The 18632-nt window shown below is 60.9% G+C and carries 13 protein-coding genes; 5 read left to right on the forward strand and 8 right to left on the reverse strand.

The genetic code is table 11. From position 1 onward, the window contains the following. Positions 1 to 229: 229 nt before the first annotated feature. Positions 230 to 1816: a phospholipase D family protein gene (locus tag ACYQ1A_RS18705; RefSeq protein ID WP_499364449.1), complete on the reverse strand. Its 1587-nt coding sequence runs from the start codon at positions 1814 to 1816 to the stop codon at positions 230 to 232. A 337-nt stretch (positions 1817 to 2153) separates the two neighbouring features. On the opposite strand from ACYQ1A_RS18705, the gene ACYQ1A_RS18710 reads away from it, so the two are divergent. Together ACYQ1A_RS18710 and ACYQ1A_RS18715 are read left to right on the forward strand one after the other, a co-directional pair. Next, complete coding sequence (locus tag ACYQ1A_RS18710; protein ID WP_499364454.1) at positions 2154 to 4064, forward strand: DUF3857 domain-containing transglutaminase family protein; 1911 nt, start codon at positions 2154 to 2156, stop codon at positions 4062 to 4064. A 152-nt stretch (positions 4065 to 4216) separates the two neighbouring features. Continuing rightward, positions 4217 to 5743 (forward strand): sensor histidine kinase, encoded by a 1527-nt coding sequence (locus ACYQ1A_RS18715; protein WP_499364456.1) that lies wholly within the window; start codon positions 4217 to 4219, stop codon positions 5741 to 5743. 201 nt (positions 5744 to 5944) lie between these two features. On the opposite strand, the gene metG is transcribed toward ACYQ1A_RS18715, so the two are convergent. Beyond that, positions 5945 to 7987: a methionine--tRNA ligase gene (gene metG / locus ACYQ1A_RS18720; protein ID WP_499364458.1), complete on the reverse strand. Its 2043-nt coding sequence runs from the start codon at positions 7985 to 7987 to the stop codon at positions 5945 to 5947. A gap of 135 nt (positions 7988 to 8122) precedes the next feature. On the opposite strand from metG, the gene ACYQ1A_RS18725 reads away from it, so the two are divergent. Then, on the forward strand, positions 8123 to 8743 hold the full coding sequence (locus tag ACYQ1A_RS18725; RefSeq protein WP_499364460.1) for a trimeric intracellular cation channel family protein: 621 nt from the start codon (positions 8123 to 8125) through the stop codon (positions 8741 to 8743). After that, entirely contained in the window at positions 8740 to 9387 is a 648-nt protein-coding gene (locus ACYQ1A_RS18730) for a CoA pyrophosphatase (protein WP_062223863.1), read from the forward strand. The genes ACYQ1A_RS18725 and ACYQ1A_RS18730 overlap by 4 nt, the downstream gene beginning before the upstream one ends. Before the next feature lie 75 nt (positions 9388 to 9462). Here ACYQ1A_RS18730 and ACYQ1A_RS18735 read toward each other — a convergent pair whose 3' ends face one another. The 6 genes from ACYQ1A_RS18735 to ACYQ1A_RS18760 form a co-directional block, all read right to left on the reverse strand. After that, complete coding sequence (locus ACYQ1A_RS18735) at positions 9463 to 11469, reverse strand: outer membrane protein assembly factor BamB family protein (RefSeq protein ID WP_499364466.1); 2007 nt, start codon at positions 11467 to 11469, stop codon at positions 9463 to 9465. A 352-nt stretch (positions 11470 to 11821) separates the two neighbouring features. Next, complete coding sequence (locus ACYQ1A_RS18740; RefSeq protein ID WP_499364469.1) at positions 11822 to 14029, reverse strand: molybdopterin cofactor-binding domain-containing protein; 2208 nt, start codon at positions 14027 to 14029, stop codon at positions 11822 to 11824. A 12-nt stretch (positions 14030 to 14041) separates the two neighbouring features. Further along, complete coding sequence (locus tag ACYQ1A_RS18745) at positions 14042 to 15019, reverse strand: FAD binding domain-containing protein (RefSeq protein ID WP_499364472.1); 978 nt, start codon at positions 15017 to 15019, stop codon at positions 14042 to 14044. Next, the gene (gene paoA, locus ACYQ1A_RS18750) at positions 15016 to 15702 is read right to left on the reverse strand and encodes an aldehyde dehydrogenase iron-sulfur subunit PaoA (protein ID WP_499364476.1); all 687 of its coding nucleotides are present in this window, start codon (positions 15700 to 15702) and stop codon (positions 15016 to 15018) included. Before paoA ends, ACYQ1A_RS18745 begins: the two co-directional genes overlap by 4 nt. Next, complete coding sequence (locus tag ACYQ1A_RS18755; protein WP_499364479.1) at positions 15699 to 16385, reverse strand: nucleotidyltransferase family protein; 687 nt, start codon at positions 16383 to 16385, stop codon at positions 15699 to 15701. The genes paoA and ACYQ1A_RS18755 overlap by 4 nt, the downstream gene beginning before the upstream one ends. Next, entirely contained in the window at positions 16382 to 17521 is a 1140-nt protein-coding gene (locus ACYQ1A_RS18760) for an XdhC family protein (RefSeq protein WP_499364482.1), read from the reverse strand. Before ACYQ1A_RS18760 ends, ACYQ1A_RS18755 begins: the two co-directional genes overlap by 4 nt. 399 nt (positions 17522 to 17920) lie before the next feature. On the opposite strand from ACYQ1A_RS18760, the gene ACYQ1A_RS18765 reads away from it, so the two are divergent. Next, the gene (locus tag ACYQ1A_RS18765; protein ID WP_499364484.1) at positions 17921 to 18577 is read left to right on the forward strand and encodes a hypothetical protein; all 657 of its coding nucleotides are present in this window, start codon (positions 17921 to 17923) and stop codon (positions 18575 to 18577) included. Positions 18578 to 18632 lie beyond the last annotated feature (55 nt).

Raw genomic sequence — 18632 nt, forward strand, 5'->3', positions numbered from 1 at the left:
AGCCCGATGCCGCAGCGCTGAGCTTGGCACTCCACTTTGTAGGGTGGGTCTAGACCCACCACTCAAAGCCCGATGCCACAGCGCTGAGCTTGGCGCGCCACTTTGTAGGGTGGGTCTAGACCCACCACTCAAAGCCCGATGCCACAGCGCTCAGCTTGGCACGCCACTTTGAAGGGTGGGTCTAGACCCACCCTATGCCACGCGCGCGGAGTGTGGTTTTCTGCGTGCTTTAAAGCTCACCGTCTGCCGGCAGCCAACTGACAAAGCGGCTGATAAAGCGCCGGCTGAAGCCCGCATCCGGATCGTTGCTCCAGGTCCTGGTTTGGCCTTTATCATCCGTCGCAGTCCAGATCAGCGCGCTCTTGGCGCTGATGTTGCCGTCGGCATCGGGTTTCAAGGTGACGTGATAGCTGTACTGCGGTTCGGTGGCCTTGTCATACAGCGCCGCCACTTGCCCGGCCAGTTGCGGGCTGTTGATCAGCACGGCTTGTTCGGTATTCAGATTCACCGAGCGCGGGTCCAGATTGAAGGAACCGATCATCAAATACTTGCGATCGACCACATAAGCCTTGGTATGCAGGCTGGCGCGTGACGAGCCTTTGCTGAAACCGGCACCAGCGGGTTCGCCACCCACCGGTTTGAACTCATGGATCTCCACGCCGCTGGCCAGCAAGGCGTTGCGGTAGTGGCGATAGCCCGCGTGCACCGCCGCCACATCGGTGGAGGCCAGAGAATTAGTCAGCACTTTGACTTTGACGCCTTGCTGCGACATCTGGTTGAGCTTGGCCGTGCCGCCATCCTGCGGCACAAAATAGGCCGAGATAATGATGAATTCTTTATGCGCCCGGTCCAGCATCGTCGCCAGGCCTTTACCCGGTTTGCTCGGTGTGTCGGGCTCATCCGGGTCGACTTTGCTTGGGTTATCTACCGCCAGCCACGCATGAGCCCAGATCAGCTGCTGGCTGGCGCGCGCCAACAGGGCATTTGAACTGGCGGCATCGGGGATGGGCAGCGCGCCTTTTTCTTCGGCCTTGTCTTGCTGTGGGTCTTCGGCGGCGTAAGTCGCTTGCGGATTGCTTTTCCATGCTTTGAGCACTTCAGGCGTAGGCGGGCGACTGCTGAGTGCGGCGACGGGGTAAGACTCTTTGCTGTTCCAGTAATGGTCAAAACTGCGCGAGGCGTGATCCGGTAATTCACCGGCAATCAGAATATCCAGATCGCGGAAATTGACGTCGGTGTTAACGCCAAAATACTGATCCGCCAGGTTGCGCCCGCCCAGGATGGCGAAGGCGTTATCGGCGATCAGCGATTTGTTATGCATGCGCCGTTCCAGATGATCGTAGTCGCTGAGCATGGCCGAAGCCCGTGCCAGCATCGAGCGCCCGCCGGTGGTCACCGGATTGAACACGCGCGCCTCAAAGTTCGGCTCGGTTGCAGCCAGGGCCACGACGTTGTCCGGATTCTTGATATTCATATCGTCCAACAGCAAACGCACTCGCACGCCGCGCCGGGCTGCTGCCACCAGTGCATCAAGAATCGCATGGCCGGTGCGGTCTTCCATTGCTGCGTAATACTGCAGATCCAGCGATTTCTGCGCCTGCTGGATCAGCGCCATACGCGCCTCGAACGCCTCTTTGCCTGACACCAGCAAATAGAAACCCGACTGGCCCGGATGCGCTGTTACTTGCGGCGCCACGCTTTGCGCCAGCGCGCTGGCAGCGGGCGTCGGCAGATAGGTGCTGGGCGGACGGGGGTATTGCGTAATGTCGGCGCGGGTGGCGCAGGCACTCAGCAGCACGCTGGTGAGCAGAATCACAACAGATGATTGCGCTGAAACGGAAATGCGGCGGCGAGGGGGCATAAGAATTCCGCTTTAAAAATATAGTTTTTGATGGCGAGAGTAGGGGCTCTGGCGGCTTCCATGACGCTATCGCGCAAGCTGCTCAAGGTCTGTCGGCGCGCCTGGCTGCGCGTTGTAAGACCCCTTCCGATAAAGGGTCTTGCCCGAGGCAGGAAGCTTTGGTTACATGACAAGGCCCCAGCCGATTCTTACCGGTAGCACTCCTGGTGTCAGGAATCAGACTCGGCTCGCATAATCCAGCACAGATGCACATTTCATTTTATTCAGCACCCCCGCCGCTGGAGTCACTTTAGTGAAGAAGCCCGTTGTTCGCCTTGCCTCGCTCGCCTTGTTCAGCGCCCTGTCGGCCCATAGTTTTGCCGAGGGCCAGGGCCATGTGCGTGTGGTTTGGGAAAAGCACGAAGTGGTCATTAATGCCGACCACACTTACACCGATACGGTCGACCTTAAATTTCAGGCTGTCGATCAAGGCGGTGCCTCGTCGTTGGGGCAGCAATACCTGAGCTACCAGCGCGGCCGCCAGGCGCTCGATATTCTGGCTGCCGAAACCGTGCATGCCGACGGCAGCGTGGTCGCTGTGCCAGAACAAGGTTTCAAGACGCAGGACGGCATGCTCGGTGGCGTATCGATGCCCGAGAACCAACTGATCCAGATTACTTTTCCGCGCGTCAGCCCCGGCGACGCGGTGCATTACCGCTATCGCTTCACCCGCAAAGAAACTGATCTGCCCAATGGCATGAGCATGCAACTGGGCTTTGACGACGCCGTGGTCCATGACGCCGTCAGCGTGCAGATTGATTACCCGGCCGAAATGGCGCTGCAGACCGATGTGGTGGCGATGCAGCCGCATACCGAATCGGCTGAGCCTGGCCGCAAGCGCGTCAGCTACACCTATGCCAACAAGAACACTGTGACCCGCGAAGGCGGCGAGGTGGATGGTTGGCAACAAACCCCGCACGTTTACCTGACGACCTTTGCGGACTGGAAAGCCGTCGCCGACGCCTATCAATCGCGCGCCGCCGCCAAAGCCGTGGTCACGCCCGAAGTGCAGAAACTGGCCGATGAAGTCACCAGCGGTATCAGCGGGCAGCGTCAACAAGCCAGCGCGCTATATGACTGGGTGCGCCGCAATATTCGCTATATCGCCGTGTATGTGGGCGCCGGTGGCATGGTGCCGCATGACACCGCCACCATCCTGGCCAACCATTACGGCGATTGCAAAGACCACGCCACCTTGCTGGAAGCGCTGTTGCGCGCCAAGGGCATCGAGTCGTCGCAAGTGCTGATCACGGCCGACACGCGCACCTACAAGTTGCCGTCGGTGCCGGTGGCGGGCTGGTTTAATCACGACATCAACTATGTGCCGTCGCTGGGCATGTTCCTGGATTCGACGGCCGATCTGGCGCCGTTTGGCGTGTTGCCGGAGACTGATTTGTCCAAGCCGGTGTTGATTACGCGCGATTTTAACGGCGTGCGTAATACCCCGGTCGGCTCGCCGCTGCGTGATCGCGTGGTGCGCCGGACCAGCATCAAGATTGCCGAAGACGGCTCGGCGACCCGTGCCACTGATATCGTCGGCTTTGGCATTGCCGGCATGACCAACCGGCAGTTTCTCGACAGCATCGGCGCCGACAAGATGCACGAATGGGCCAGCCGCAATCTGGCAGAGAGCGGCATGGAAGGCGATGCCAGCCTGGAATTGTTGCCGCAAACCCATGCGGACGAGAGCGGCTACCGCCTGACCCAACATATCGCCAACTACGTGGATCAGCCCGAAGCGGGCACGCTGGGTTTTGTCAGCGCGCGAGAAGGCCCGATTTCGCTGGGCAATATCCTGACGCGCTTTCAGTTGCCGCAGCGCACGCGCGACTTTGCCTGCTCCGGTTTTGGCGTGGATGACGAAGTGCAGATTGAATTGCCGGCCTCGATGCACGTGGTGTATTTGCCGCGTGATGTTGAAATCCAGCGTGATGCGGTGTCGATGAGCGCGCGTTATACCCAGAGCGGCAACACCGTCAAACTGGTGCGCCACTTTGCCCTCGATACCCAGGGCGCCTCGTGCTCGCCGGCCCAGTTTGCGGCGCTTAAGCCGGTGATGAAAGATGTGGAACGTGCCACCCACGGCCGCCTGGTGTATGTCAGCGGTGATGCCGCCGCAGCCGCCGCCATGCGCAGTGGCAAGGCAGCCGTTGCTACGCGCTGAAGTGGCGCGCTGTTCTGCATCCCCACGCGGGCGGACCTGGTTCCGCCCGTTTTTGTTACAGCCGTATTTATCGCGCGACAACGTCGCGGCAGCAAACGTATCGGCAGCGGCTTTGGGCTACGATAGAGCGAATTACTGTTCGGGACGCTCACGTGCATAGCATTCGGTCTCGTCTCAACCTGCTGGTGTTGGCCATCGTCACCACCGTGCTGAGTATTTCTGGCGTCGTGTCGTGGTTTCAGAGCCGCGATAACGCCGATCAGCAATTTGGCCTGATGGCGCAGTCGCTGCAAAGCCGGCTGCAAACCGTGCTGCCTGGCATCTTGTGGAATTTTGATGAAGCGCAATTGCAGCGCGTGCTGGATGCCGAAATGCAATCCACCGATCTGGCCTATGTGGGCGTCCAGACCGCCGAGGGCCTGCAAGCGGTACGCCGCCGCGATGGCAGCATGGTGGTTACCCACGGGCTGCCTGATGACAGCGACGGCATCACGCGCGACTTCAAACTCAACTATCACAGCAACGACGGCGATCATCCCATCGGCAATGTGCACGTAGTGCTGAGCCGACAACGCATTACCGAACGGCTGGACCGGCTGATCGTGACCAAGGTCATCGAAATTCTGGTGCTTGATACCATCATGGTGCTGGCGCTGATGACCAGTTACAGCCGCGTGTTGCTGCGACCCTTGTCGGCCCTGCGCAATGCGCTGGACCGCGCTGCCGATACCCCGACCTTCTCGCTCAATGATCTGCGCTTGCCCGGGCGGCGTGATGATGAAGTAGGCCAGGTGGCGGATGGGGTCGAGCGGATCGCGCGCCGTTTGCTGACCGAACTGGAAGAGCGCAAAGCGGCCGAAATTGCCATCCGCCAGGCCAAAGAGCGCACCGACGAAGCCTATCGCGTGCTCAAAGACACCCAGGCCAGCCTGGTGCAGGCCGAGAAAATGGCGTCGCTGGGCGGCCTGGTGGCGGGGGTAGCGCATGAAATCAATACGCCGGTGGGGGTGATTCTGACCAGCGCCTCGGTGCTGGCCGAAGAGACGCTGGCCTTTAATGCCAATGTAGACAGCGGTGGCGTGCGCAAATCTGACTTGCTGCGTTATACCGAGACGGCGGGACAATCAGCGCAACTGATTTTGTCCAACGCCAGCCGCGCGGCTGAACTGATCCACAGCTTTAAACAAGTGGCGGTGGACCAGACCTCGGAAGCCCGCCGGGCCTTTGGCCTGTGTGAATACCTGCACGAAGTCATCACCAGCCTCAGCCCCAAACTCAAACGCACCGCCATTGAAGTCAAACTGGAATGTCCCACGCATATCCGCATGGACGGTTATCCGGGGGCGTTGTCGCAGGTGTTTACCAACTTTGTCACCAACGCCTTGACCCACGCGTTTGATGAAGGCGCGGAAGGCCTGATCAGCATCGACGTCCATACCGATGGCCCGGACCATGCCTTGCTGCGCTTTAGCGATAACGGCAAGGGGATTGCGCCGGAACATCTGGGGCGTATCTTTGACCCGTTCTACACCACGCGGCGTGGCAGTGGCGGCAGCGGGCTGGGGCTGAATGTGGTGTACAACCTGGTCACGCAAACGCTGGGTGGTGTGATCGATGTGCAAAGCACGCTGGGGCAGGGCACCACATTTACACTGCGCTTGCCCCTCACCGTGGCATAAGCGCAAACAAGAATGAGCCATACGGTGGGTCCAGGCTCACCATCCAAAGCTGCGTAGAAGAGCGCAACCGGTCGCGTGCGGGTACAAAGCTTTGAATGGTGGGTCTGGACCCACCCTATGCAGTGCGTGCCATTACTCCACGCTTCAAAAAAAAAACCGCGCCGTTAAACGGGCGCGGTTTTTTTGCAAACATACAGTCGCTTATTTGACCCGCATGCCCGGCTTGGCACCCAGATCCGGCGTCAGCACATACAAACCGCCATCGCCACCCGCCGCCAGCACCATGCCTTCCGACATGCCGAACTTCATCTTGCGCGGCGCCAGATTGGCCACCATCACGGTGTGGCGGCCGATCAGATCTTCCGGCTTGTATGCGGATTTGATGCCGGCAAACACATTGCGCGTTTCGGTGCCGATATCCAGCGTCAGCTGCAATAGCTTTTCCGCGCCCTCCACATGCTTGGCATCGACGATCTTTGCCACGCGCAGATCAATCTTCATAAAGTCGTCGATGCTGATGGTCGGCTCGATTTCGGGGATCTCGTAATCCGGCTTGGCGACTTCGGCCACCGGGGCCAGGCTTTGTTTGTTTTCTTCGATCATGGCTTCGATATTCTTACCGTCTACCCGCGTCATCAGATGCTGATAGGTGTTGATGGAATGGTTGGTCAGCAGCGTGCTGGCGTCTTGCCAGGTCAGCGGGCCCACGTTGAGGAAGGCCTCGACATCGGCCGCCAGCTTGGGCAGCACCGGCTTCAGATAAATCGTCAGGATGCGGAAGGCGTTAATCAACACCGAGCACACGCGTTGCAGTTCTGCGTCCTGGCCTTCCTGCTTGGCGATTTCCCACGGCTTGTGCGCGTCGACGTACTGGTTGACCAGATCAGTCAACGCCATGATGTCGCGCACCGCCCGGCTGTATTCGCGGTTTTCCCACTGCGCGGCGATGCCTTCAGCCGCGTTCTGCAGTTCGGCCAGCGGGCCAGCATCACCCAGATCGGCCGCCAGCGTGTTATTGAAACGCTTGCTGATAAAACCGGCTGCGCGGCTGGCGATATTGATGTATTTGCCGATCAGATCGCTATTTACCCGCGCGACAAAGTCATCCAGATTCAGATCCAGATCTTCGATGGCGCTATTGAGCTTGGCGGCAAAGTAATAACGCAGCCATTCCGGGTTCAGATGGCGCAGATAAGATTCAGCCGTAATAAAAGTACCGCGGCTCTTGGACATCTTCTGGCCATCCACCGTCAAGAAACCGTGCGCATTGATACCGGTCGGGGTGCGATAACCGGCATATTCCAGCATTGCCGGCCAGAACAGCGCGTGGAAATACAGAATATCTTTGCCGATATGGTGGTACAGCTCGGCGTCGCTATCCTTGTTCCAGTAGCTGTCAAAATCCAGGCCCAGGCGTTGGCATAATTGCTTGTGGCTGGCCATATAGCCCACCGGCGCATCCAGCCAGACATAGAAATACTTGCCCGGTGCATCGGGAATTTCAAAACCGAAATAGGGCGCGTCGCGGCTGATATCCCAGTCGTTCAGGCCTGCTTCAAACCATTCGTTCAGTTTGTTGGCCGCCCCTTCTTGCAGGCGCGGACGGTCCGCGCCATTGACCGGGGCAGTGCCGGTGGTCCAGCCGCGCAAAAATGCTTCGCAATCGCCCAGCTTGAAAAAATAATGCTCGGAATCACGCAATTCCGGCGTCGCGCCAGAAACCGCCGAATACGGATTGATCAGATCGGTGGGCGAATAAGTGGTGCCACAGACTTCACAGTTATCACCGTACTGGTCTTTGGAATGGCACTTGGGGCATTCGCCTTTGACAAAACGATCCGGCAAAAACATGTTTTTTTGCGGATCATATAACTGGCTGATGGTGCGATTGGCGATCTTGCCATTGGCCTTCAGCGCGTTATAGATGCGATAAGAGAACTCGCGATTCTCTTCCGAATGCGTGCTGCCGTAATTGTCGTAATTGACGTAAAAGCCTTCAAAATCGCGCTGGTGTTCTTTGGCCACGCCCGCAATCAATTGCTCCGGCGTAATGCCTTCTTTCTCAGCGCGCAGCATGATGGGCGTGCCATGGGTATCATCCGCACACACGCTATGGCATTCATGGCCCCGCATCTTTTGAAAGCGCACCCAGATGTCGGTCTGGATATGCTCCACCATATGCCCAAGGTGGATGGCACCGTTGGCATAGGGCAGGGCGGAGGTTACGAGTATCTTGCGCTTCATGGGGGCGGGGATCCGTAGGGTGATCAGAACTGCGGATTATACCGCACATGCCCAGTCCCGCGTTTTACGCCCCCAATCTATCCCTTAAGACCCGCCAGCCCGGCTTTGCGCCGGTTCTGGCCTATATAAAACAAGATGAATACGCTGCTGCACTTTGAATGGATCTACAACATCGGCACGGTGGCCTTTACGGTCGCGGGCTATCTGGTGGGCGTGCGCAAGCGGCTCGATCTGCTCGGCATTGTGATCGTGGCGCTGCTCACCGCCATCGGCGGCGGCATCATCCGCGATGTGCTGCTCAGCCGCACGCCGCGCGTGTTTATCGACGCCACGCCAATCTTTTTGATCATTGCCGCGCTGCTGGCCTCGCTGCTGCTCAAATTGCATACCCGCAATACCGGCATGCTTAACCGCTTGTTTATCGTGGCCGATTCCATCGGGCTGGTTGCGTTCAGCCTGGCGGGGGCGCAAGTCGGCATAGACGCTCATCTCAACCTGTTTGGCGTGGCGTTTCTGGGCTTTGTGACGGCGGTGGGCGGTGGCCTGGTACGCGACATGATGGTCAACGAAGTGCCGTTTATCCTGCATGAAGATTTCTACGGCACGGTGGCGCTGATAGTCGCCGTGGCGCTGTATGGTGCGCGCACCGCTGGCGTGGTGGGCGAAGGCGTGGGCTGGGCTTTGCTGGTGGTCGGCCTGTTATTAAGATTGATCGCGCATACGCGCGAATTCCGTTTACCCCGAGTCAAAGAATGAATCCGCGTCCGCCCGTGCAATGGCCCGCTATGGGCGATATCAACGCCTGGCATGCCTGGCTGCAACAGCGGCTGGCCCAGGCACAACAACAAGCGGCGGGCGATATGTCTGACCACCATGGTCAACGCCCAGCCGCAGTCTTGATTGCGCTGGTGCCATATCCCGACGGCACCCGCATCATCCTGACCGAGCGCTCGCACGCGCTATCCAACCACGCCGGGCAGATCAGTTTTCCCGGCGGCCGCATTGATCCGGAAGACGCCGATGCCGCTGCCGCTGCCATCCGCGAAGCCTGGGAAGAAATTGCACTGCCGCCCGCCAGCGTGCAGGTGGTGGGCCAGCTCGGCCGGTATCACACGATTACCGGCTTTGTGATCACCCCCATCGTGGCCGTGGTCACGCCCGGCGCCGCCCTTGCCGCCGCGCCCTCCGAAGTTGCCGCCATCTTTGAACTGCCGGTACAAACCCTGCTCGACCCGACGCGGTTTCAGCGCCGCTGGATAGAACGCCGCGGCGTGCGCGGCCGCACCTTGTTTATCGAGAGCGAAGGCGTAGTGGTGTGGGGCGCCACCGCCGGCATGCTGATGCTGCTGGCGCGCGCGCTGGGCGTGGGCGGCGAGCCGCAGGATCAGACCGCCAGCTAGCCGGCCTTGCGCAGGACCCGGACGCAACAACGCCCCGGCGGGCGGGGCGTTTGCATCAGGACTGCGCGGGCAGTTTCAGTGCGTGTTGGTGGCGGGGCCGTTCAGATTTACCGCGATCAGCAGCGAGGGATCGGCCGAGTGCTGGCTGCTGGTTGAGCTATCCAGAATCAGCAGCAAACCTTCTGCGGAAATTGCCAGCTTGCCGGCGATAGGCAGGGTCCACACCGTTTGCATCGTGGTCCGATCAATAAAGTAAGTACGTTGCCACGTACTGACGATGATCAGGTTGGCGGTCAGGACCGGGTAACTCTGGAATCGCGAGGTATCCGAAGACGGCAGTAGCCACTGTGACAGCAGATTGCCCGTCGCGATGTCTCTCACTTCCACGCGACGTACCGGCGTATTGCCGTAATCAATATTGGCCGACACCACAACACCGTCACCCACGGCCGAGCCACTGATATAGCCGCTGGTGTGCCAACGTATGGCACCGGTCTGCGGATTCATCGCGTACAAGCCCAGATCCACGGTGTCGTTACTGGATGCTGAGTTCAGCAGCAGCGTGTGGTCATCCAGCGGAATCAGCGGCGGCAATTCGTAGTCCGGAAACAAGCTGTTGGGCGAGATATCCAGCGGCAAAACCACGGCAACGGCTCCCGTGTTGCGATCCAGACTCAGCAATTCAGTTTTTTCGCCAGTGACCGGATGCCAAAGATAGGCATATTGGCTATCCACCGTGGGTATCCAGTTTGAGTACAAACCGGTTAGCGGCGTCTGAAACTGCAGCGCGCCCGAGCTTGCGTCATACCCTTGCATGCCGCTGTATCTTTCTTCGATGACCTGACCGCGATCATAAACGGGTGCATTCAGCAGTTGCGGTCCGCCGCTTGCATATTCGGTGCGAAAACGCACGGCTCCGGTTGCTGCATCCAGCCCGTAGAAAAAAGTATTGGCCGGATTGCTCTCATTTGAATAAGACGTGTAGATGGTGCCCTGACCCAACGCAGGCGGCTGCGCGCCAATAAAGGGTTGGCTCCACACGGTATGACCATCGTCCTGGGACAGCGCGAGAAAATGGTATGTGCCATTGGTATATACCAGCCCGCCGTGAGTCACCACGCTGGTCACACTGCTGTAGCGCTGTCCGACTTCGGTAGTCCAGCGCACGCTGAAACGATCCGCAGAAAACGCATGGGGTACATACGCCGAGTGAGCCGCGTTGCCGGCATAAGTGGCCCAGTCAGGCATGTCACTGAGCAGTCCCACCTGATTTGCAGGGTCGCGCGGCAAGACCTTGCGATTGACAATGATGTAAACAGGTAGCGCCACCGGATCGCTGCACGAGGCTGCCGGGCAGGCCAGCACGCGGAACACGTTGCGGTAAACCCCGGGTGCAGCGTTGTCCCAGATGCCGTCTATCGTGATTGATTTACCATCAGGTGCCAGCTCAACCACAGGCGCGGCGGCGAGGGCGAAGTCTTCGTCGTAGACCCAGATGCCTTTGTATTGGTTGAGAGGCAGCAGCAAATCGACCTTGAGATCAAGCGGCTGCATCGCGCCGACGGCGTAGGTCAGATTGAGGGTGCTGATCTGCGGCCGCACGATTGCGCTTTGGGTCGGTGCGCCGACAGTGATCATGTAATGCGCTTCAACATTCGATTGCGCGTAATCGTTGCTGCAGAGTGCGCTGCTGCACAAATGCAGCGCGATGGTGCCTTGGTAACGTCCTGCTGCCAGTGTATTTGAGGTGTTGATGGCGATCACCGCACTTGAACCATCAGCGCTAGCCGTGATTGTGCCGGTCGAGGCAAATCGGTCCTGGCTGTTATCGACTTTGACATAGGTGCCGGCAGCCAGCTTTGCGGTCAACGTGACTGTGGCGGTGGCAGATAATGTATCGCCCAGGCCGCCATTTGCGCCGAGTGTTTGCCCGGCGAAATCGATTTGTGCCGATTTGTCCTGCACTGGCACGGCAACACCAGACGAGGCATCACCGCCCCCTCCGCCCCCACCACCGCCGCATCCCGCCAGAATGGCCAGCAGCCCCAAGCTGCATAGCGCGCGCATCCATTGTTTGTCCATTTGTTATCGCCCCGGAACTCATGATTGTTTTATTTGCGTCGCAGATGCTAAACCGGGGTGTCAGGGCTTTGTTGCGGCGTTGTGTCGTAAGTTGTCGGTAAATATCAAAGTATCTGAATGCATTACTAAAAGACATGTTGTGGATGAGCGACAAGTCGGAAAAATCAGGCGGCGGCGCGGCTGCCCATAAAAAATGCCCCGGCACACGGGGCATCAACGGTACTGGCACGGCCTGGGGCCGATGGCTGATCACTCAGAGCGCGCATGGCGCCAGGCGCGGCGGCGTTTGCCGCGCGCTCGTCGGGATGGAGAGCCTTGAGCCGAGGTACGGTTTAAAGAAAGGCGGTGCCGATCAGGCCGCCTGGGCCGGCAATCCCCCCAGCAACTTGTCCAGCGTCAACGGGTAATCCCGCACCCGCACGCCGGTCGCGTTATAGATGGCATTGGCCACCGCCGCGCCGGCGCCGCAGATGCCGAGCTCGCCCACGCCCTTGATCTTGAGCGGATTGGCCTTGTCGTCTACCTCGGGCAAGAACACCACCTCCAGCGCCGGGACATCGGCGTTGGTGGCGACGTGGTATTCGGCCAGGTCATGGTTGGCGAACAGGCCGAGGTGATCATCCACCACCAGTTCTTCGGTCAAGGCGGCGCCGATGCCAAAAGTCATGCCGCCCAAAGCCTGCGAGCGCGCCGTCTTTTCGTTCAGGATGCGGCCCGCGGCAAATACGCCCAGCATGCGGCGGACGCGCACTTCGCCGGTATCCATATCCACGCCCACCTCAACAAAGTGCGCGCCGTAGGCTTGCTGCGAGAATTGCTTGAGCGTGCTGCCGGGTTTGATTTCGCCAGTGGCTTCGATGCCGTTGCCGACCAGTTCGGCCAGCGCTTTGCTGTGGCCGCCGTCGCTGATCTGGCCGTTGGCAAAGATGGCGCTGTCGGCACTGAACCCGGCCGCTGCGGCCAGTTTGCCGCGCAAGGCCATACAGGCGTCGTACAAGCCAGAGCCCGCGCTGGCTGCGCCAAACGAGCCGCCCGAGCCCGCGGCTGGCGGAAACTCGGTATCGCCCAGCAGCATGCGCACGCGTTGCGGCGGCAGGCCGAGCATCTCGGCGGCGATCTGGGTAAAGATGGTGTAGCTGCCGGTGCCGATATCGGTCATGCCCATGCGGATGGTCAGGATGCCGTCACCGTCCAGCCGCGCTGCGGCATGCGAGGGGCGCAAGAAATTACCACGGCTGGCGGCGGCCATACCGTGGCCGATCAGCCAGCGGCCGTCGCGGAGCTGGCCCGGTTTCGGATTGCGCTTGTCCCAACCAAAGCGGCGCGCGCCTTCTTCCATGCAAGGCACCAGTTGGCGCGTGGAATAGGGCACGTGTTTGGTCGGATCTTGCGAAGGCTCGTTACGTTTGCGTAATTCGATCGGGTCGAGATTGAGTTTCTCGGCCAGTTCATCCATCGCACACTCAATCACCAGCATGCCCACTGCCTCGCCCGGCGCGCGCATGGACGACGCCACCGGCAAATCCAGCGTGCTCAAGCGATGCGCGATTTTGCGATTGGCCCCGGCATACAAGGACCGCGTCTGATCGGCGGCCGATTCATAAAAGTCCTCGCCTGCGGTATTGCCGGACCAGCTTTCATGCGCGATGGCCTGGATATGGCCGTCTTTGTCGGTGCCAAGGCGGATGCGTTGCTCGGTGGCGGTACGGTGCGTGGTGACATGAAAAACCTGCGGCCGCGTCAACGCCAGCTTGACCGGACGCCCCAGTTTTTTAGCGGCTGCGGCGGCAAGAATGGCGTCGGCCTGGATGGCCAGTTTGGCGCCAAAGCCACCGCCGACATAACGGCTGATCACCCGCACTTGCGTCGGCTGCAGCTGCAAGGTTTTGGCGACCGCACCTTGTGCCTGCGCCAGCATCTGGTTGGAGGTATACAGCGTCAGATGGTCGCCGTTCCAGACCGCCAGCGTGGCATGGGGCTCCATCATGGCGTGCGATTGGTGCGGAGTGGTGTAGGTGACGTCCAGTTGCACCGGCGCGGCGACGAAGGCGGCTTCAAATTCGCCTTCGCTGGCGTCGGGCGGTTGCTGGTTGGGCGGCGGTACGCGCGCGTGGACTTTGGCCTTGCTCAGATCAAACTCGCCGTCATCCTTTTGATAACGGACGTTGACCAATGCCGCGCCAGCACGCGCCTGTTCAAAGCTGGCGGCCACCACCAACGCCACCGGTTGGCCAAAATGGGTGATCTTTTCGTCGTGTAATTGCGGGCTCGATTCCTTGGTCTTGGGGCCCTGCGCAATCATGTTTTTGTAGGTCAGCACCAGCTGTACGCCCGGCGCGCGCTCGGCGGCCGCGCTGTCGATGCTGATGATCGAGCCTTTGGCGATGGTGCTTTGCACGATGTAGGCATAGCTGGCCTGGCCGCCTTCGCGGTACTCATAGGCGTAGGTGGCGCGGCCGGTGACCTTGAGGCGGCCATCAACCCGATCCAGCGGTTTGCCGATCAGACCCTGACGGTTGTCGTCGAGCACATTGTGTTCGGCCGGTTTAGACATTTCCATAACGCGGCCTCCTCAGGCAGTGGGCGTCAGCACGGCGTTCAGCGTGCGGCGGGCCAAGGTAATCTTGAAATCATTGTGGCCATAGCCCACCGCGCCTTGCAGTACGGCATCGGCGGCATGGTTGTAGCTGGCGGGGCGGTCGGCGGCGTTGCGTAATGCTTGTTCAGCGGCATTCACGCGCCATGGCTTGTGCGCCACGCCGCCGAAGGCCAGCCGCGCGTTATGGATCTGGCCACCGCTGCGTTCAACAATTGCCGCCACCGAAACCAGCGCAAACGCATATGAAGCGCGATCACGGACTTTGCGATAGATATGTACGCCGGGCACAGGCGGCGGCAAGGTCACGGCGGTAATCAATTCGCCCGCTTGCAGGGTGTTGTCTTGCTGCGGGGCGTTACCGGGCAAGCGATGGAAATCGGCAATCGGAATAATGCGACGCTGTCCCTGACCATTGATGGTCTCGACATTGGCATCCAGCACCCGCATGGCCACGGCCATATCGGACGGATGTGTGGCTATACAGGAGGGGCTGGCTCCGACGATGGCATGCATGCGATTAAAGCCCTGCAAGGCAGAACAGCCGCTGCCCGGCTCGCGTTTATTACAGGGCAGGCCGGGCGTATAGAAGTAATAGCAGCGCGTACGTTGCAGCAGATTGCCGCCGGTGGTGGCCATATTGCGCAATTGCGCCGACGCCCCGGCCAGCAAGGCACGGCTGAGTACGGCGTAGTCTTTGCGGATGCGCGGGTCGGCCGCCAGATCGGCGTTGCGCACCATGGCGCCGATGCGCAAGCCGCCATCGGGCGTGGCGTCGATGCGGTTGAGCGGCAGATGGGTGATGTCGATCAGATGCTGCGGTTTCTCGATTTGCAGCTTCATCAAATCCAGCAGATTGGTGCCACCGGCAATAAATTTGCTGTTGGGGGTATTGGTCGCGGCGCGCGCGGCCGCCGCTTCATCGCTGGCGCGTTCATAGGTAAACGGAATCATGAGCGTTGCCCCGCAGCCTGCTGGATCGCCTGCACGATATTGGGATAGGCCGAGCAGCGACAGATATTGCCGGCCATGCGTTCGCGGATTTCCATCTCGCTGAGCAAAGGTCGGGCTTGCAGATCAGCCGTCACGTGGCTGGGCATGCCCTGGCGCACTTCGGCCAACATGCCGACGGCCGAGCAGATCTGGCCCGAAGTGCAATAACCGCACTGAAACCCGTCATGTTCCAGAAACGCCTGTTGCATCGGATGCAATTGGTCGTCGTGCGCCAAGCCTTCGATGGTGGTGATCTGCGCGCCTTCGTGCATCACCGCCAGAGTCAGGCAGCTGTTGATGCGGCGGCCGTCGACCAGCACGGTACAGGCCCCGCACTGGCCATGGTCACAGCCTTTTTTGGTGCCGGTTAAATGCGCATGTTCGCGCAGTGCATCCAGCAAGGTGGTGCGCGGGTCCAGCGTGGTGTCAAAGCGATGGCCGTTGATATTCAGCTGGGTGGGCACGCCTGGCAGGGCGGGGCTGGGAGCGGTATCGGCGGCGGCTTGCGCGCTGGCGCTGGATACCGTCAGTGCGGCCGGTACGCCGCCCGCCACCAATGCAGCGCTGGCTTTGAGCATGGCGCGACGGCTGATGCCGTGCGGTTCGTGTTCCAGTTGCGGGTCTTGATCGGTGGTCGAACTCATCGCGCATATCCTCCGCTGTGCAGACGCGGGTTGCGGTCGGGCTTCCACACGCCGCGACGCATCAGCGCGCCGCTGGCATCGTGGCGCGCCAGATCGTCCAGTGTGTCGATATCAATCAGCACGCCGGGGTCACGCACCGGCACCAACTGTGCGGCGGAGGCATCCCGTTCGATGATGGCGCGGGCACCTGCGTCGCCGCTGAGCTCGGCCAACTGGTTGTAATAATGGCTGGCAAAGCCGACCGGATGGCCGCGGCGGCCGTCATACGTCGGCACCGCCAGCGCACTACCGCCGGCCAGTCGGCGCATCACTTGCTTGATGGTGTTTGGCTGAATAAACGGCATGTCCGCCAGCGCCACCACCCAACCCGCCGCGTGCGGCGTATGGCGGATGGCGTAGGCCAGGCTTTCCCCCATGCCCAGTTCGGCAGCGGCGCAGGTCAGCACCTGCAGGCCCGCAGCCTCCAGCAAGGATTTGAGCAGCGGCCGTTGCGGCGACACCACGGCCACCGCCCACGGCAAAGCCTCAATCAGATTAAGCGCGCTTTTGACCCCCAGCCGGGTGCCGTCATCCAGCGGGTGCAATAGTTTGGGCGTGCCAAAGCGGCTGGAAGAACCCGCCGCCAATAACACGCCCACGATGCCTTGCCGGTTGGCAGGCTGGTTTAACAGGATATTGCTCATACGGTTTCTCCCGCGGCGGGCGCTTGATGAATAGACCCGCTGCGTTGACTTAACTTGCCAGCGGGGTGGCCGCTGGTAGTTGCCTTGATTTCCGCCAGGATGGCGAGGGCGACTTCTTCGGGTGCGTCGGCACCCAGATCGAGCCCGATCGGGTAATGCAGAATGCCCGCCTGCTGTAATGCGGCGGCTTTTTCCCGCGCGCCGATCTCGCCGAGCATGCGTTCGGTGCGGCTACGCGGGCCCAACTGGCCGATGTAGCGCGGTTTGAATTCGAGTAATTGCGCCAGGATGCGCTGGTCTTGTTCGTAGCTGTGCGTCATTACCACCGCCACGCTGTCATGGCCCAGGCCGGTGGCGGGCAGGGCGTCGGCCAGATCCAGCACGCACACCTGGTCGGCCATGGCAAAGCGATCACGCCGGGCAAAGTGGGCGCGGCCATCGGCGACGGTCACGCGCCAGCCCAGCGCTTTGGCCATTTGCGCCAGCGGGACCGCGTCGTGGCCGGCGCCAAAGATCACCAGATCTGTGGGCGGCTTCAGCACTTCCAGAAACACTTCGACCTCGCCGTTGCCAACGGGGTAGCGGTGCAACTGCGAGCTGCCGTGTTGCAACGTCGCGCCCAGATCGCGGCGAACGGCCTGGCTGAGCGACGGCTCGGCCAGTTCGCCATGCACGCTGCCATCCGGGTCGATAAACACGCGTTGCCCGACGTCGATATTGCCGACCCCGGTGCGGCCGATCACCACCGCGCAGGCCCCGGCACGACGCTGCTGCGCGATGCGTTCCAGCCATTGCAGCAGCGGTGCGCCGTGACGGATGTGTTCCAGCAGAATGTGCACGGCGCCGTTGCAGCCCAGGCCAAACGTCCACTCGGCATCCTCGCCTGCACCGGTGTCATAGCGGCACACCACCGGCGCGCCGCCGGAAGTCAGCCACCATGCTTTACGCACAATTTCGCCTTCCAGACAGCCCCCGCTGACCGTGCCGCTGTGCTGGCCATCGGCGCACACCAGCATGCGTGCGCCCGGGCGGCGATAGGCCGAGTCTTCTACTTTGACCACCGTAGCCAACACCGCGTCGGCGTGGTCGGCCAGGGTGGCGTGCAAGGATTGCACCAGAGTATTCACCGTATTCACAAACGCCCCCCAGGCTTGGCAACAACAGAAGTCTGGTCGAGCGCAGGCAACATCGCTGCAAGCGGGCATCGTCTCTTGCTGTAGGAATCGTCCCCCGCCCACGGCGCCTGCTGACGGCGGCTTAACCCACGCCGGAATTGCGGCAGTCCTACGCCAGGCTTTCAAGTTCAGGCCATATGTGTCTGCTTTGTTTCAATTGGTAAGCCCAGGCCAGGGCGGCCGGTTTTGACATGGTTCGCTACACATGCGCCCTGGCGCGCTTCAACACTTCTTGCATAATCCAGCGCGGATGGCAGCCCGACGGACGCCGACGCCAAAGCGATAACAAGGGCGTCAATTCAAAGCGCCGCGGGTGACGCAACAGGGGCTTTTATGCGATTAAGACATTCATCCGCGTGCATGCTGCGTGCACTGCTGCGCCGCAGTCTGATCCTGGCCTGCGGTGCCTTGGGCGGCGGCATGCTGGCGTGCTGGGCGGGCATGAGCGATCTGCGCAGCGACACGGCCGATTTTCGCTACGAGCAGATGGCCGAGCGCGTGGGTTTGCTGGTGCGCATACTCAACGCCACCCCGGCCCCCGAGCGCGGCGCACTGGCCAATGCCGCCAGTGGCGGCGGGCTGGAAGTGGCGCTGGACGAAGCCGGCCCCCGTGAAGTCAGCCCCGACGCCACGCTGGCGCTGGAGGTGGCAGTGCGGGTGGCCAGTGGCAATCGCGTCAAGGGCGCGGGGGTCAGCAACAGTTGCCAGATCGACGCCGTCATCCCCGAACTTAATCCCTGGCGCGCGCATGAACCCACTTGCGCGGCGGTGGACGTGGTTTTGACCGATGGCACGCCCTTACGGGTGGCCTTTGCGGAAAACCTGGCCATGGCGCGACCGGGCGCGTTTGCGCTGGCGCGCCATCAAGCCGCTGTGGCTGCTGCGGCTTTGGCCGGCGCGTTTTTTTTGTTGCTGACGGCATGGATGTGGCGCGGCGCAGAACGCCGCCTGGCGCGTATGGCTCGGCGCAACCGACCCCGGCGTAACCCGACCGTGGCGGCCGTGGTGGCCAAGTAAGCGCTGGCAAGCGGCCATGCGGCCAGCACATCCAGCAAGAATTCATTTTTATAAA

This window comes from Silvimonas sp. JCM 19000, from assembly GCF_054652575.1.